The following is a 14424-nucleotide window of genomic DNA, read 5'->3' on the forward strand; positions in this document are numbered from 1 at the left end:
AATGCTCTTATCTTTTCCCTGATCCACCGCCACCACGTTTTGGTATAAACGGACTTTGTTCTGTTCCTTTAGAATTTTTAACTTGCTTTAATGCATTTACTCCAGTGATAATTTCGTCTTGCTCAGTAATTCCTTTTAATACCTGAACATTAACATCATCATCTAGTCCTATTTTTATATGTATTGGCAATAACGAATCACCTACCTTTTTCCATACAATAGCTTTCTTATGATCGGTGCTATCTTTTTGGAACTTGTTAGCAGGCTCGTTTTTATTTTTATAGTTCCCTTTACCTTTCTTATCCTTAATGCTTCCTAAAAACAGTTTTCTAATCTTAAATTGCTTCCCTAATGTAGAATCTGGCTGAAAGGCAATTGCTTTTGCCGAAATAAGCAATGCATTTTTAACTTCCTTGGTATAAATAATAATATTTGCAGTCATTCCAGGCTTTAACTTTAAGGCATCATTACTAGCATTAATAATAGTAGTATAAGTAACTACATTTGAAGAAATAGCTGGTTGCAGGCGCACCTCGATTACAGTTCCATCAAAGACATCATCTGGGAAAGCATCAACCGTAAAAGTTGCTTTTTCTCCTACTTTAACATTCCCTACATCTGCCTCATCAACTGATGCCTGAACTTGCATTTTGGTAAGATCTTTGGCGATACTAAATAATGTTGGCGTATTTAAACTTGCAGCTACTGTTTGTCCCTCACTTACTTTCCTAGACAGAACAGTGCCATCAATAGGAGATGAAATATTAGTAAAGGAAAGATTCCTCTGTGCTGATTTTAATTGTGCAGTAACGCTATTTACATTATCTCTTGCAACTTCATATTGATTTTTGGCAGCTTCAAAATCGGCTCTACTAATTCCCCCAGCCTTATATAATTCAGTTTGTCTATTATAATTGGATGATTGGTAACTCAGATTACTCTTTGCTAATTGCAAATTGGCTGTTATCTGCTCTACTTGTGCAAGAAACAACGATTGGTCAATTTGTGCCAGCAATTGCCCTTTTTTCACTACCGAATTAAAATCTACAAATACCTTTTGTATTGTACCCGAAACCTGTGTTCCTACAGCTACAGTATCTACAGGTTGAATTTTTCCTGTAGCGGTTACACTGGTTGCTATATCTCCATAATGAGGTTTTTCGGTAATCAGTTCTACAGTATTACCTTCTTTATGAAAAATAAAGTATCCTATACATCCTATAAGCAACAACCCAATGATGATAATGATTATTAATTTACTCTTTTTCATTTTTGCACTTTTTATAGTTTGATTGGATCTCCTCTATAGAAATCATATATTTTTAAACTCACTACAGCATTAAATTTTGCCTGAATAAAATTCTGCAATGCCTGAACATATAAATTCTTCTCCAAGAGATAATCTACGGTATTAATTCCACCCAGTCTTAATTGTTCATTTGCTATTCGATAATTCTCAGTATTCGCTTCAAGCTGTTCGTTAGCAGCAGCAAACTGTGATTGGGCATTAAGAACATTTATATACGCTTGTTCTACTTTTTGAGAAAGTACTGTTTCAGTATTCGTAAGATCTAATTTAGATTGGTCTATGGCTATTTTAGATTTTTCGACGCTCGTCCTTGCTATCCGATTATTAAATACCGGAATAGTCAATGAAAGCCCTACACGCTGGTAAAAATTATTATCTAATTGTGATCCAAATGATGTACTCTGATTATCTGAATATCCCGAAGCCAATGTACCACTAGCGCTAAGCGTTGGTTTAAAACTAGCTTTGGACTTTAATAACTCCAAATCAGCTGCTTCTTTTCCTAATAAACTACTTTTAACTTCAGGTCTTTGCTCTAATGCTATTTTTTGAGCTTCATCTAAGTTTACCACAGGTAAAGTAGTAGCTAGATTTTCTGGTTTCTGAATATTTAAATTATATCCTGACGGAAGTTGTAGCAACTGCTTTAATGTTAATATATTTTGACGTTCACTATTCTGAGAAACAACCAAATTATAGTTATCTGTTGCTAATTGTGCTTTTAGTAAAACAAAGTCTTTCTTAGCAATACTACCTGCATTGTATTTTAACTCGCCTAATGTAAGTTGTGCTTTTGAGGTTGCTACAATTTCATTTAAATACACACTATTTTCTTTAGCCAAAAGAATAGTTAAATAGGCCTGCGTAATTAGTATTGTGATATCATTCTGAGCAGCATCAGCATTAAATTGTGCCGATTTTATAAATAATTCTTTCTGTTTAATGTCATTATTCAGATATCCTCCATTGTATAAAACCATAGATGATCCCAAAGAATAATTACCTGCAAAACTAGACTGGGTTTGAAAACCTCCAACCACTAAATCTGCATTTTTTGAATTAGTAAAAGTCTGTGATGCATTACCCAAAAGATTAGGATACTTAGCTGCTTTGGATAACAATAAATCTTGTTCTGTAGATTTAGTTGTTAACCGTAATGTATTAATTTGAATGTTCTGTTGCTTAGAATAAGCAATACATTGTTCAAGATTCCATACTGTAGGCAATGGATTAGATTCAATTGTTTGTGCTGAACTACGTACACCATGAATTATCAAAATCGCCATTAAAGTATTTATCATAAATGACCTCATACTTGTAGTTATTTTAAATTAAAAAAATAAAATGTAACCTGAGTCTTAGATAATAAAAATTGCTTTGAGCCTATTATGGATTTGACTAAAAAAGGGGATTTGGTACATTATTCATAGTAACATTGTCCAAAACGATTAATCACATCAAATATAACGATTATTTTAACAATTTTACCGAAACAAAATCATTATAATCATAATTAAAATATAAATTAATCAATACACACTCGCTACTCATACCCTTTCATTAGGTGATAAATAAAAAATGATCAATTTAAGATGTGAGTGCTAAATGAAGATACAAATGCTAAGGCAATAAATTTAAATTGTCAAGCAAGATTTGATATTTCCTTCCAATAGGTAAAACTTCGGCATTACTCATCGTCAAAGTTTTAGACGTTAGCGTTCGTATTGCATGTTTGTTTACTATAAACGATCGATGTATTTGTATAAAGTTTACATTATCAATCTCTTTTGCAATACTAGAAAGCGATCCATATATGATAATGGGGATATCTAACTTATTGCTATATAGTTTCATGTAGTTGCCTAGACTTTCTATATAAATGATCTCTTTTAAAAGTATAGTTGCCATTTGACCATTTATACGATAAGAAAGCACTCCATCTTGATAACTGTTTTTTTCTTTTAAGCTTTTACCAGAAAAATAGGCTTTTGCTTTATTAACTGCTTTACTAAATTTTTCAATAGAGATAGGCTTCAGCAAATAATCGATAGCATCGTTTTCATAAGCGGAGAGAGCAAAATCAGAATAGGCTGTAGTTACAATAGTAAGCGGGCGATTGGGCTGCAATTCCATTAACTCTACACCAGATATAACTGGCATATTAATATCCAGAAAGATAATATCATAGATGTTTTCATTGAGCATTTTTAAGGCCTCCATACCACTAAAGGCACTTCCTGAATGTTCTAGATCATCATATTTTGCAATATGTGAAGCTAAAGCTTTGTGAGCAGGCGTCTCATCATCTATTATAAGGCAGCGGTAGGTAAATCCCATATTTTTAATTTTATACTAAATAAATCTCCCTCTTTCACATATTTAAGTTCATGTTTTAATCCATAAACTTCAAGTCGTCTTTTAAGGTTTTCAATTCCAATACCAGTACTTGAAAGCCTAGAGCCCTCCATCAAAAAATTATTCTTTATCGAAAATGATAATTTTCCGCACTTAACACTTACATCAAGAATTATATATGGTGTAGTTGTTTCTCCCGAAAATTTAATAGCATTTTCTACTAATGGCAAAAAGAACAATGGCGATATTTCAATACCTTCAAAATGACCTTCATAATTTTGTGTAATCGAAAGACGCTCATTTCGAAAAGCATAATACTCTATATATTTTTTAATAAACTCCACTTCTTCAACAAGCAACACAAAATCTTTTTTTGTCGCTTCTATTTGATAGCGAAGCATATCCGAAAGGTTCAATATTCTATCCGGAAGTCTTTCTGGCGCAACCAATGATTCTCCATAAAGATTATTCATTGCATTGAGCAAAAAATGAGGATTGAGCTGTTGTTTTAAAAAAGAAAGCTCCGATTCGTAATTAATAAGATCCCTATTCGATTGAGAAATTTTTTGAACAATCCACAAATGAAGAAAATAAATTCCCGTTCCGTTGCAAACCAATGAAAATACAGACAACGTTTTTAGTCTACCAAGGTCTGCATATATAAAATACCTAGACAATATAAAGTAAAAACAAACCCAATAAGCAATAAAGAGCACAGCGAAGATTTTATACTTTTTTTCTAAAAAAAATGGCTTAATCAAAAAGGTATTGCTACATAATATTCCAAGATACATTGGGAAATACCCCAAGCAGATTTTCTTAAAAAGATAAAACCAACCCAGTTTTTGCTCACTAAACTCATCGTACACACAAACAAAAATAATTGCTATGGCAAAAATATTTATAATGATGTTTCTTAGGAAGACGTTTTGATAGATTTTAAAAAATTTCATGAATGCAAAATTAGCTTAATATTTAATTTATAAGCTTTTATAATACCAAAATTATACAAACGCCATTAGTATAAATCATGCGCCATTAGTATAATTGTTCTATTATAATAAGAAGCTACTCCCTACATTTGTTTCCGGTTTTTGTAACCTGACATCATGACTTTACTATCTTTTATACCTAAAACTATGAAACTAATAATTGTATACATAACACTATTACTATTGACTTCGTTACAAGCCATAAGTCAAGAAGAAGATCCTACAATGAAAGGCTTCATTAAAGGCGTAAAGAGAAACTTCCCGATTACTCGTACTTTCGACTTGCAATATGATCAATTTGGACCTACAAATTATAATTCTAAACTCTTAGGACAAGAGGATGAAAAAGGAAGATTTGACAACCACAACAGGTTAAAAATAGCAGTAAACTTACCTTTATATAAATCTAAATCACAGCGATTTGTTTTAACGAACACCTTCTTATATAAATATGAATCATATGGATTTGGTGATATTTATAATTTTAAGTCCAATACAACTCATTCAAGACCTACAAAAGATTTTCATTATTTTGCAGAAGCATTGAGTGCAACCTATGTGTCTTCCCTATTTAACAAGCCTATAATTTATAACGCTACTATGATAGTAGATGGAAACGAAGATAATGTACAGCGAATTAAAGGCTTCGTTACGGCAAGCTTAGTTCTTAAGAAAACAGCAAATACTACTATCACAGCTGGGCTTTTGGTAATTGCCGATCCGTCATCAATAGTTCCTATCGCGCCTTTGTTTACCTATAACCATCAGTTTGTTAACTCTAAATGGGAAGTTGGTATAATCCTTCCAAAAAGCATCCTTTTTAGAAGAGAATTACTAGAAAATGGGCGTATTTCGTTTGGTACTGAATTTGATTCCGAAAATTTTTACTTAAATATAAAAGAGTCCCAATTAAAAGGAGTCTATGAAGTGAATTCTCTTGAGCTAAAATCTGGCATAACCTATGAATATCACTTGGATAGAAAAATCATAGGCACATTTAAAACAGGAATAAACAATATTTTAAGCACCCGTGTTACAGAACGAGGAGAACGTACCGACAAATATATTTACGAAAACAAACAAGATGCTCAAGCTTATTTTAGACTTGGTTTATCATACAATCCATTTTAGAAAAAATATATTTTCCCAAATAAAAATGCACCAATAAAAAAGAAATCATGATCGAAATTTTTAAAACAAATGTTCAAAACGAAAGCGACACTACTATCATTATAAAAAGCATTCAAGAATATTTTCATGATCATCAAATAAATTTTGATTTGGAAGATTGTGACAAAATACTGCGAATTGAAGCTAATCAAATAGAATCTTGCAAAATCATAGAACTTCTTAATATCCTTAATTTTGATTGCATCAAACTAGATTAAAAAATTATACGCAAAAAAAAAGAACCGCCTATTTATAGACGGTTCTTTTTTTAAAAAACAATTTGCAGTCTCAGTTTACAATTTGCAGTCTCAGTTTACAGTTTGCAGTCTCAGTTTACAGTAAACATTTCACTTCTCACAGTTTACATTTTTCATCTCACTTCTCACTTTTCACTTTTCACAAATAACCTCTCACACATCTACAAACTAAAGCTCATTCTTCCAAAGTAGTAAGCTCCAGTTGTTCCCATTTGTACAGGAGCATATTTAAACACACCATAATAGCTGTTTTCATAAATTTGTCTGTCTGGAAAAACATCCAATAGGTTATTAGCTCCTAAAGCAATCTGGATTTTTGGAGTTATTTTATAAGCAACAGTTAAATCTGTAACTACTTTTCCGTTATGTTTTTGAATTCCTCCAAATGGGAATCCATCACGAATTACTTCTCCAAAATAGGTGTTTCTCAATAAAAAGTTCCATTTACTTAAACTATAATTTATTGCAAAAGTTCCTTTGTGTTTTGGAGTATTTGTTTCAATCAAACTTCTTTCTTGTGGTCCGTAATAAACATCTTCTTGGCCTTCAAACAAAGCTGGAACATTGTTTAAATGCTTGTCTACTTTGTTGTCATTATAGTTATACAATAGCGAAAGATTCATTTTCCCTTCTCCAACATTCATATCATAGTCAATAACTAAATCAAGTCCGTTTGTAGTTGTATTGATTGCATTAGTAAAGAAACGTCCTGTTTGAGCCCCGTAAACAGCAAACAAATCACGTAGTTCTGGAACTGGTTCTCCAAAGGCATCATTACCTAAATTTCCAGTTAAGATAATTCTGTTATCAATCCTGATATGATAATAATCGGCAGTAATATTCAATTTCTTTATTGGAGAAAAAACAACTCCAAAACTGTAATTTCTAGAAGTTTCTTCCTTTAATTTTGGAATCCCTAGTTGCTTCGCTACATCGCTATCATTTCTAAAAATTCCAGAATTTAAAATTTTTCCATCAACAGCATCAGTTGCAATGTTGTTAAAGTATTGTTGGTGTAAAGATGGTGCTCTAAATCCAGTACTTATTGCTCCACGAACAAAAAGGTTATCTAAAATTTTATATCTAGCAGATAATTTTCCGTTTAAAGTATTTCCAAAATCTGTAAAATCTTCATAACGCCCCGCAACACCAATTAATAATTTTTCAGTAACATCAGCTTCTAAATCTACATAAGCCCCTACACTACTTCTATTTTCATTTACAGCATTCAAAGGAGAAAACCCAGGGAATGATTGTGATCCTCCATCGATATAAGAAGCTTCTTCGCCAGCAACAATTTTATATTTTTCAAAACGATATTCTCCTCCAAAAGCAACACTCAAACCATGAAAAACATCTTTATACAATCTTGTAACATCTGCATTTACTGTGTTTTGTAAAAAAGAGTGATTTCCTGCTTCAAAATCAGTTGGACTATTAGCTCCTAATGAAACGTTATTGGTATTAGAAACATCATAAACAAATTTATTCTCACCGATAGTATTACTCAAATCCAATTTCCATTCACCAAACTTAAATTTAAATCCTACTGAAGAAGAAAGATCGGTTACAACTGAATTTAATTCAGGTTGAAATCCGAATGGAAAAATAGAAAACACAACATTCTCCGTTTCACTTGGCAAACGTCTAAAACCATAACCAGTACCATTTCTGTGACTTATTCCTCCTGAAGCATAAAACTCTATTTGATCGTTTAACGGAATTGATGCATTAAAGAATCCTTGAATATTTTTGATTTTAGCATCTCCAATCTGGAAATTAAAATCATCACGCTTTAATCCATTTTGTGCTAATAAATTATCATCTATCTGACGTGCTTGTGCAGGATCAGCAGCAAAATCATAAGCAAAATTGTTATCGTAAGCCGATTGATCAAAAATAATCAAGTTGTTATTTTGAGAACGATTCGTTTTCTGACGATTATTAAATTCAGCCGTCAAATTAATAAAACCACCTTTATTTCCAATTTTGGCTCCATAGTTCAAGTTCAAATTTGTAGTTTGACCATCATTTCTAGAGGTACTTCCATAAGTTACATTGGCATCTAAACCTGCATTATCTTTCAAAACTAAATTGATAACACCAGCAATAGCATCCGATCCGTATTGTGCAGCAGCACCATCTCGTAAAACCTCAATACGCTTAATTGCCGAAGCTGGAATTGCACTTAAATCTGTTCCTACAGATCCGTTTCCAACAGTATTTTGATAGTTAACTAATGATGTTGTATGTCTTCTTTTTCCATTAATTAAAACCAAAACCTGATCTGGTCCTAACCCTCTTAACGAAGCAGGATCAATATGCTCTGTACCATCCGATGATGATTGTCGACTTGAATTAAAAGAAGGAATTAAATAGGTTAAAATATCGTTTGTAGTTGTTTGTGGTGTTGTATTTCTAATTTTAGCCAAATTTACTACATCAACAGGAACAGCTGTTTCTAGTTTACTCTTCTTAGGATTTCTACTTCCAACAACTACAATTTCATCTAGACTGTTATTCTCTAAAACCAGTTGAATTTCTATACTATTTCCTCTTACAACGACCTCTTTTGTTTGATATCCAAATAATGAAACTATAAAAGTTGGACTAATTGCTGCTGATGTTACTCTAAAATTCCCTAAAGCATCACTTGTAGCACTTACATGAGTTCCTTTGATCAGAATAGTAACAAATTCTAATGGACTTCCATTTTCACTAGTAATGGTTCCTTTTATGTCTTGACTTTGCGCAAAAAACAAGGTACTCGATAAAGTGAGAATTGCTGTAATTAAGATTCTTAAATTTTTTTTCATTTCTGGTTATTTTAATACATTGTAAATTATTCATTTAGATAAATGAAATGGCTTGTTAAATATTTTGTTAATCTTAACAAAGTGCAAATGTAAATCTTAAAAGTTAAACTTTACTTATCCAATAGAGTTTATGTGTTTAAAAAAGATAAAATCTAATTTTAATGAAATATCTTTGTGGAAATTTTTAAAAATAGAAAAATGAAATTACGATTATTACTTTTTTTGTGTGCTATTACTTTTAATGGGTTTTCTCAAAATAATGTATTAGTTTTTCAATCTGATTTTGGTTTGAAAGATGGAGCTGTATCTGCCATGAAAGGGGTAGCGATAGGTGTTTCTACCGACTTAAAAATATTTGATGTAACGCATGAAATTCCAGCATTTAATATTTGGGAAGCAGCTTATCGTTTATCACAAACAGCACAATATTACCCTACAGGAACAGTATTTGTTTCAGTTTGTGATCCGGGAGTAGGAACAGCTAGACACTCTGTTGTTTTACTTACTAAATCTGGTCATTATTTTGTAACTCCTGATAATGGTACTTTGACTTTAGTTGCTGAACAATTAGGAATTCAAGAAATCCGCGAAATCGACGAAGTAAAAAACCGTCGTCAGAACTCAAATGAGTCCTATACTTTTCATGGTCGTGATGTCTATGCTTATACAGGTGCACGTTTAGCATCAAAAACAATTACATTCGATCAAGTTGGGCCAAAATTACCAAATGAGGTTGTAAAAATTGAATATCAGAAACCCGTTTTCGAAAAAGGAATTATCAAAGGCGGAATACCGATTTTAGATATTCAATACGGAAATGTTTGGACCAATATTGACAAAAAAACATTTGCAAATTTAGATTTGAAAGCAGGAGATTTTGTGAAAATTCAAATTTTTAATGGAACTAAAAAAGTGTATGATGGAAAACTAAAACTAGTACATACTTTTGGAGAAGTTGAAATCGGTACTGATGTATGTTACTTTAATAGCCTTTTGAATTTCTCATTGGCAGTAAATCAAGGAAGTTTTTCAGAAAAACATAAAATTTATAGCGGAGCTAATTGGAGTATTTTAATCAATAAATAGTTTCATCATCCAGTATAAATAAAAAAGGTGTTCATTAAATGAACACCTTTTTTTAGTTTACAAAACCTTAGTTTTTAAGTGAAGCCATATCGATTACAAAACGATATTTTATATCTCCTTTTAATAATCTTTCGTAAGCATTATTAACGTCGTTTACACCTATCAATTCAATATCGGCAACAATATTGTGCTTAGCGCAAAAATCAAGCATTTCTTGAGTTTCTGCAATTCCACCAATAAGCGAACCAGAGAAACTTCTTCTACCAAGTATTAGGCTAAATGATGTTACAGGAAGTGGATCCATAGGAGCACCAACCAATGTAAGTGTTCCATCTACTCTAAGTAGATTTAAATACGCATCAATATCATGTTGAGCCGATACGCAATCTAAAATAAAATGCAGACTTTTTGCATATTTAGCCATTTGTTCAGCATCTGTAGATAGTACTACTTCATCTGCTCCCAATCGTTTTGCATCCTCAGTTTTAGACAATGAAGTCGTAAAAACTATTACATGAGCTCCCATTGCTTTTGCAATTTTGATTCCCATATGACCTAAACCACCAATACCTACAATACCAACTCTTTGCCCAGGTCCTACTTTCCAGTGTTTTAATGGAGAATACGTAGTAATACCAGCACATAGTAAAGGTGCAACTCCAGCTAAATCTAATTTATCAGAAATATGAAGTACAAAACTTTCGTCTACAACAACACTCTCAGAATATCCACCAAAAGTTTGCCCTCCAAGGTGTGGATCTGGAGAGTTAAATGTCATTGTATTTCCCGGCTCACAAAACTGCTCTAAACCATCTTTACAATGCTCACACTCTCTACAAGAATCAACCATACAACCTACTCCAGCTAAATCGCCTACTTTGAAGTTTTTTACATGATCTCCTACTTTGGTTACGCGACCCACAATTTCATGTCCTGGAACTATTGGATAAATTGTACCATGCCATTCGTTTCTAGCAGAATGAAGATCAGAATGACAAATTCCGCAATATAAAATATCAATCTCCACATCATGTGCAGTTACTGCTCTACGCTTTATATCTAATGTTTTTAACGGTGCTTCGGCAGCTTCTGTACCAAATGCCTTTATGTTTTTTGCTTCCATATTTTTAAAAAGTTATTTGTTTAAAATGTTATTTGTTTCAAGTGTTCAGTCTCAGTCTTTAGTCTTTAGTCTCAGTTTACAGTATTCATACAGTAAAAAAAAAAACAATCTGTTCAATTCGCTAAATCTGCGTGCTAATTTTCAGTATTCAGTCTCAGTATTTATAAGTAGAGAAAAAACAATCTGCTTAATCCGCTAAATCTGCGTGCAAATTTTCAATATTCAGTTTACAGTTTACATTATTCATAAGTAGAGAAAAAATAATCTGCTAAATCCGCTAAATCTGCGTGCTAATTTTCAGAATCCAGTCACAGTGTTCAGTACTGCGACTACAAACTGAGCGTCACAACTGTAAACTATAAACTGCGACTGTAATCTCTTTTCACTTCTCCCTCTTAGTTTTCAATCTCTTAGAACCTTAGCTACTCAGCACCTTTGAACCTTTATTATTCAGTAAAACTGTTATATTCCTCATCAGTTACTTGTTCCATCCAAATTCCTAGACCCTTATCTATTTCAGTTATAATTGCTATATGCGAAAATCGACTTGTAGGTGTGGCACCATACCAATGCTCAACTTCTGGCAAAATGGTCAGAACTTCTCCTTTATGAACCAATCGTATTGGCGTACCTCGCTCCTGAAAATAACCAACACCCTCTGTTGCAACAAGCAATTGCAAACCTGTATTTGTGTGCCAATTATTTCTCGATCCAGGCTCAAAAGAAACCTCTTTTATGGTAGTATTACGTGGCTGAATATCGCTAGTACTCTTTTTAAAAGAAACTTCGCCAATAGCATATTTGTTAGGAACGATTCCTTCTTCTATGGTAGTTGTATAATGTGTTGGCATAAATAGTTATTTATTGTAGTTTGATTTATTATTTAATGGCTAACCAATAAAAATCACAACAATCTTAAATACAGCAATTTACAACAATATTTTATCATCACATGATTGAGATAAAAAATTATGGATTACTTTTTATAAAATTATTTTTAAATTAATGTTGGCTACAAACAACACATATAAACTTTAGGACTATTTAAAGCTATTGTATTGTTCATCAGTTACTCTTTCTAACCAATCGACAATGCCCTTTTGAGTATTAGTACTAATCGCTATATGAGTAAATTCACTATCAGGGGATGCGCCATGCCAATGTTTAACATCGGGTAAAACAGAAACAACATCGCCTATATTAAGTAATTGGATAGGTTTTCCTTCTTCTTGGTAATAACCTACTCCGTGTGTAACAATAAGTATTTGACCTCCGGGATGTGTGTGCCAATTATTTCTGGCTCTGGGTTCAAAAACTACATTTCCTACAACAGTATTTAAAGTTCTGTCATCTGGAACGAGTAGTTTTACCCAAGCATTACCTGTAAAATAATCGGCTGAAGCTGGATCTCCTTTTAGAAAAATAGTATTATCTGATTCATTTTGTTCTGTTTTCATAATTATTCTGTTTTATACATCAGTACAAACTAAATTAAAGAAGCGGTCAATACTATAAATACAAACCTTGCTATTTAGCCAATAATCTGACATTGATTAATACTAATTATTCCAGTACAAATTTACTTTGGTAAAGACTTTTTAAAATAACAATTATCAAACAAAAAATTAAGAATATGAAACAATTTACATCCTTAAAGTTTTAGGTACAGTTCCGGTTAGCCTTTTAAAGTAATTATTAAAATAACTCGGATATTCAAATCCAAGTGAAAACCCTATATCGGCAATACTCCAATCAGTATGCTGCAAAAGAGCTTTTGCTTCACTAATAATTCTTTCACTGATATGAGTAGTAGTCGATTTACCAGTAATTTCCTTTACCGAACGATTAAGGTGATTGACGTGCACTGCAAGATTTTGAGCATAGTCTTGTGGTGTTTTTAGCTTAAGTGGCTGATCCTTGGTCTCTATCGGAAACTGTCTTTCTAAAAGTTCGAGAAAAAGTGTAGTAATTCGAGAAGAAGCATTCTTATGTTTAAAGAAATTTTCTGAAGGTTGCATTTTTAATGATTCATGAATAATCAGGTTGATATAATTTCGAATTAAATCGTCTTTAAAAATGTAATCTGTATCTTGTTCCGATATCATTTTTATAAACATCGAAGTTATAAATTCCTCTTGTACAGGAGTCAAAGAGAATATAGGAGTTCCTCCAATCTTAAACAAAGGGGATTCATGAAGACTATCTGAACGATAATTAACCTTTAAAAAATCTTCGGTGAAAACACAGGCATATCCGCTATAAATAGGTGAAATAATTTCCCAAGAGTATGGAATATGTGGATTTCCAAAGAATAATATTGTACCATCAGTTTCAATACCTCTATCAGCATAATGAATGAGACTTTTACTAGTATTAATACAAATCTTGTAAAAATCCCTACGGTTATAAGTTGGTACAGCATTAACACCACTATTCACTTCATATACTTTAAAGCCTTTTAGTTTTAAGTCATTGGTATTAAAATCTGAAGCTTGAGAAACAATATGATTATCCATGAGGCAAAGTTAAGAAAATCAAACATAAATTAAATAAGAAATAATTATGAAATTACAGTAACTAACGCTATCTTAGTCGCAAACCCATACATCACATATTATCTACCCCATAATTACTGATTTGCAAGAATCATCGTAAATACAACAACTATATTTTTTTATTGAATCGAAAATATACAGCTAATAAAAATGATTTTCAAACAACTCCGATTAAACATTGATATTGAAGATAGTACATTTAATGAACTATACTCAACCCGCATACAAAGACTTTCAGAACGGCATTGGACTCCAGTTGAGATAGCCAAAGCAGCTGCTGATTATCTTGTAGACAAACCCAATAAAAAAGTACTGGATATAGGTGCTGGTGCAGGAAAATTTTGCTTAGTAGGCGCTGCTTCTACAAGGGGAATGTTTTATGGTGTTGAACAAAGAGAGTCACTTATAAAAGTATCTAAAAAAATAGCCGAAAAGCATAATGTAAAAAACGTTGAATTCATTCATTCGAATATCAACCAGATTTCCTTTTCAGATTATGATGCATTTTATTTCTATAACTCCTTTTACGAAAATATTGATATTACATGTCCAATAGACAAAATTATACTTCCTGAAAAAGAATTGTTTCATTCATATTCTAATTATGTTAGAGAACAGTTGTCAAAAACGCCCAAAGGAACAAGACTAGTTACCTATTGGAGTACTTGGGAAGAAATCCCAGAAAGTTTTGATTTAGAAGAATCTGCTTGTGATGGAATATTGAATTTCTGGAAAAAAAAGGTATAGCTATACTAAAAAAA

The 14424-nt window shown here is 32.1% G+C and carries 13 protein-coding genes; 4 read left to right on the plus strand and 9 right to left on the minus strand.

The genetic code is table 11. The features are described 5' to 3' along the window. Positions 1 to 7 precede the first annotated feature (7 nt). The 4 genes from LNQ49_RS01650 to LNQ49_RS01665 all read right to left on the minus strand — a co-directional run bounded on the left by LNQ49_RS01650 (position 8) and on the right by LNQ49_RS01665 (position 4137). Positions 8 to 1270 (minus strand): efflux RND transporter periplasmic adaptor subunit, encoded by a 1263-nt coding sequence (locus LNQ49_RS01650; RefSeq protein ID WP_229987042.1) that lies wholly within the window; start codon positions 1268 to 1270, stop codon positions 8 to 10. Positions 1271 to 1281: 11 nt separating this feature from the next. Continuing rightward, positions 1282 to 2622, minus strand: a complete 1341-nt coding sequence (locus LNQ49_RS01655; RefSeq protein WP_229987043.1) for a TolC family protein — start codon at positions 2620 to 2622, stop codon at positions 1282 to 1284. Between the two features lie 307 nt (positions 2623 to 2929). Then, positions 2930 to 3646: a LytR/AlgR family response regulator transcription factor gene (locus LNQ49_RS01660; RefSeq protein ID WP_229987044.1), complete on the minus strand. Its 717-nt coding sequence runs from the start codon at positions 3644 to 3646 to the stop codon at positions 2930 to 2932. Then, a complete protein-coding gene (locus LNQ49_RS01665) occupies positions 3619 to 4137 on the minus strand; it encodes a histidine kinase (protein ID WP_229987045.1) in 519 nt (172 codons plus the stop codon). Before LNQ49_RS01665 ends, LNQ49_RS01660 begins: the two co-directional genes overlap by 28 nt. 666 nt (positions 4138 to 4803) lie before the next feature. On the opposite strand from LNQ49_RS01665, the gene LNQ49_RS01670 reads away from it, so the two are divergent. Both LNQ49_RS01670 and LNQ49_RS01675 read left to right on the plus strand, forming a co-directional pair. Next, positions 4804 to 5787, plus strand: coding sequence for a hypothetical protein (locus LNQ49_RS01670; RefSeq protein ID WP_229987046.1), 984 nt, complete (start codon positions 4804 to 4806; stop codon positions 5785 to 5787). Between the two features lie 47 nt (positions 5788 to 5834). Continuing rightward, the gene (locus tag LNQ49_RS01675; protein WP_229987047.1) at positions 5835 to 6044 is read left to right on the plus strand and encodes a hypothetical protein; all 210 of its coding nucleotides are present in this window, start codon (positions 5835 to 5837) and stop codon (positions 6042 to 6044) included. Between the two features lie 200 nt (positions 6045 to 6244). Here the strand turns inward: LNQ49_RS01675 and LNQ49_RS01680 are convergent, their stop codons facing one another. After that, the gene (locus LNQ49_RS01680; RefSeq protein ID WP_229987048.1) at positions 6245 to 8899 is read right to left on the minus strand and encodes a TonB-dependent receptor; all 2655 of its coding nucleotides are present in this window, start codon (positions 8897 to 8899) and stop codon (positions 6245 to 6247) included. A 198-nt stretch (positions 8900 to 9097) separates the two neighbouring features. Here LNQ49_RS01680 and LNQ49_RS01685 point away from each other — a divergent pair, with 198 nt between their 5' ends. Further along, the gene (locus tag LNQ49_RS01685; RefSeq protein WP_229987049.1) at positions 9098 to 9985 is read left to right on the plus strand and encodes an SAM hydrolase/SAM-dependent halogenase family protein; all 888 of its coding nucleotides are present in this window, start codon (positions 9098 to 9100) and stop codon (positions 9983 to 9985) included. A gap of 67 nt (positions 9986 to 10052) precedes the next feature. Here LNQ49_RS01685 and LNQ49_RS01690 read toward each other — a convergent pair whose 3' ends face one another. The 4 genes from LNQ49_RS01690 to LNQ49_RS01705 form a co-directional block, all read right to left on the minus strand. Continuing rightward, entirely contained in the window at positions 10053 to 11108 is a 1056-nt protein-coding gene (locus LNQ49_RS01690; protein ID WP_229987050.1) for an NAD(P)-dependent alcohol dehydrogenase, read from the minus strand. A 446-nt stretch (positions 11109 to 11554) separates the two neighbouring features. Continuing rightward, positions 11555 to 11959, minus strand: coding sequence for a cupin domain-containing protein (locus tag LNQ49_RS01695; RefSeq protein WP_229987051.1), 405 nt, complete (start codon positions 11957 to 11959; stop codon positions 11555 to 11557). Between the two features lie 189 nt (positions 11960 to 12148). After that, positions 12149 to 12565 carry a (R)-mandelonitrile lyase gene (locus LNQ49_RS01700; RefSeq protein WP_229987052.1) on the minus strand — a complete coding sequence of 139 codons (417 nt, stop codon included), beginning with the start codon at positions 12563 to 12565 and terminating at the stop codon, positions 12149 to 12151. A gap of 186 nt (positions 12566 to 12751) precedes the next feature. Next, a complete protein-coding gene (locus LNQ49_RS01705; protein ID WP_229987053.1) occupies positions 12752 to 13624 on the minus strand; it encodes a helix-turn-helix domain-containing protein in 873 nt (290 codons plus the stop codon). Positions 13625 to 13813: 189 nt separating this feature from the next. Between LNQ49_RS01705 and LNQ49_RS01710 the strand changes: the two genes are divergently transcribed. Continuing rightward, positions 13814 to 14410, plus strand: a complete 597-nt coding sequence (locus LNQ49_RS01710; protein WP_229987054.1) for a methyltransferase domain-containing protein — start codon at positions 13814 to 13816, stop codon at positions 14408 to 14410. The last annotated feature ends 14 nt before the right edge of the window (positions 14411 to 14424 follow it).

The sequence above is a fragment of the Flavobacterium pisciphilum genome (genome assembly GCF_020905345.1).
GTDB classification, from domain to species: Bacteria; Bacteroidota; Bacteroidia; order Flavobacteriales; family Flavobacteriaceae; genus Flavobacterium; species Flavobacterium pisciphilum.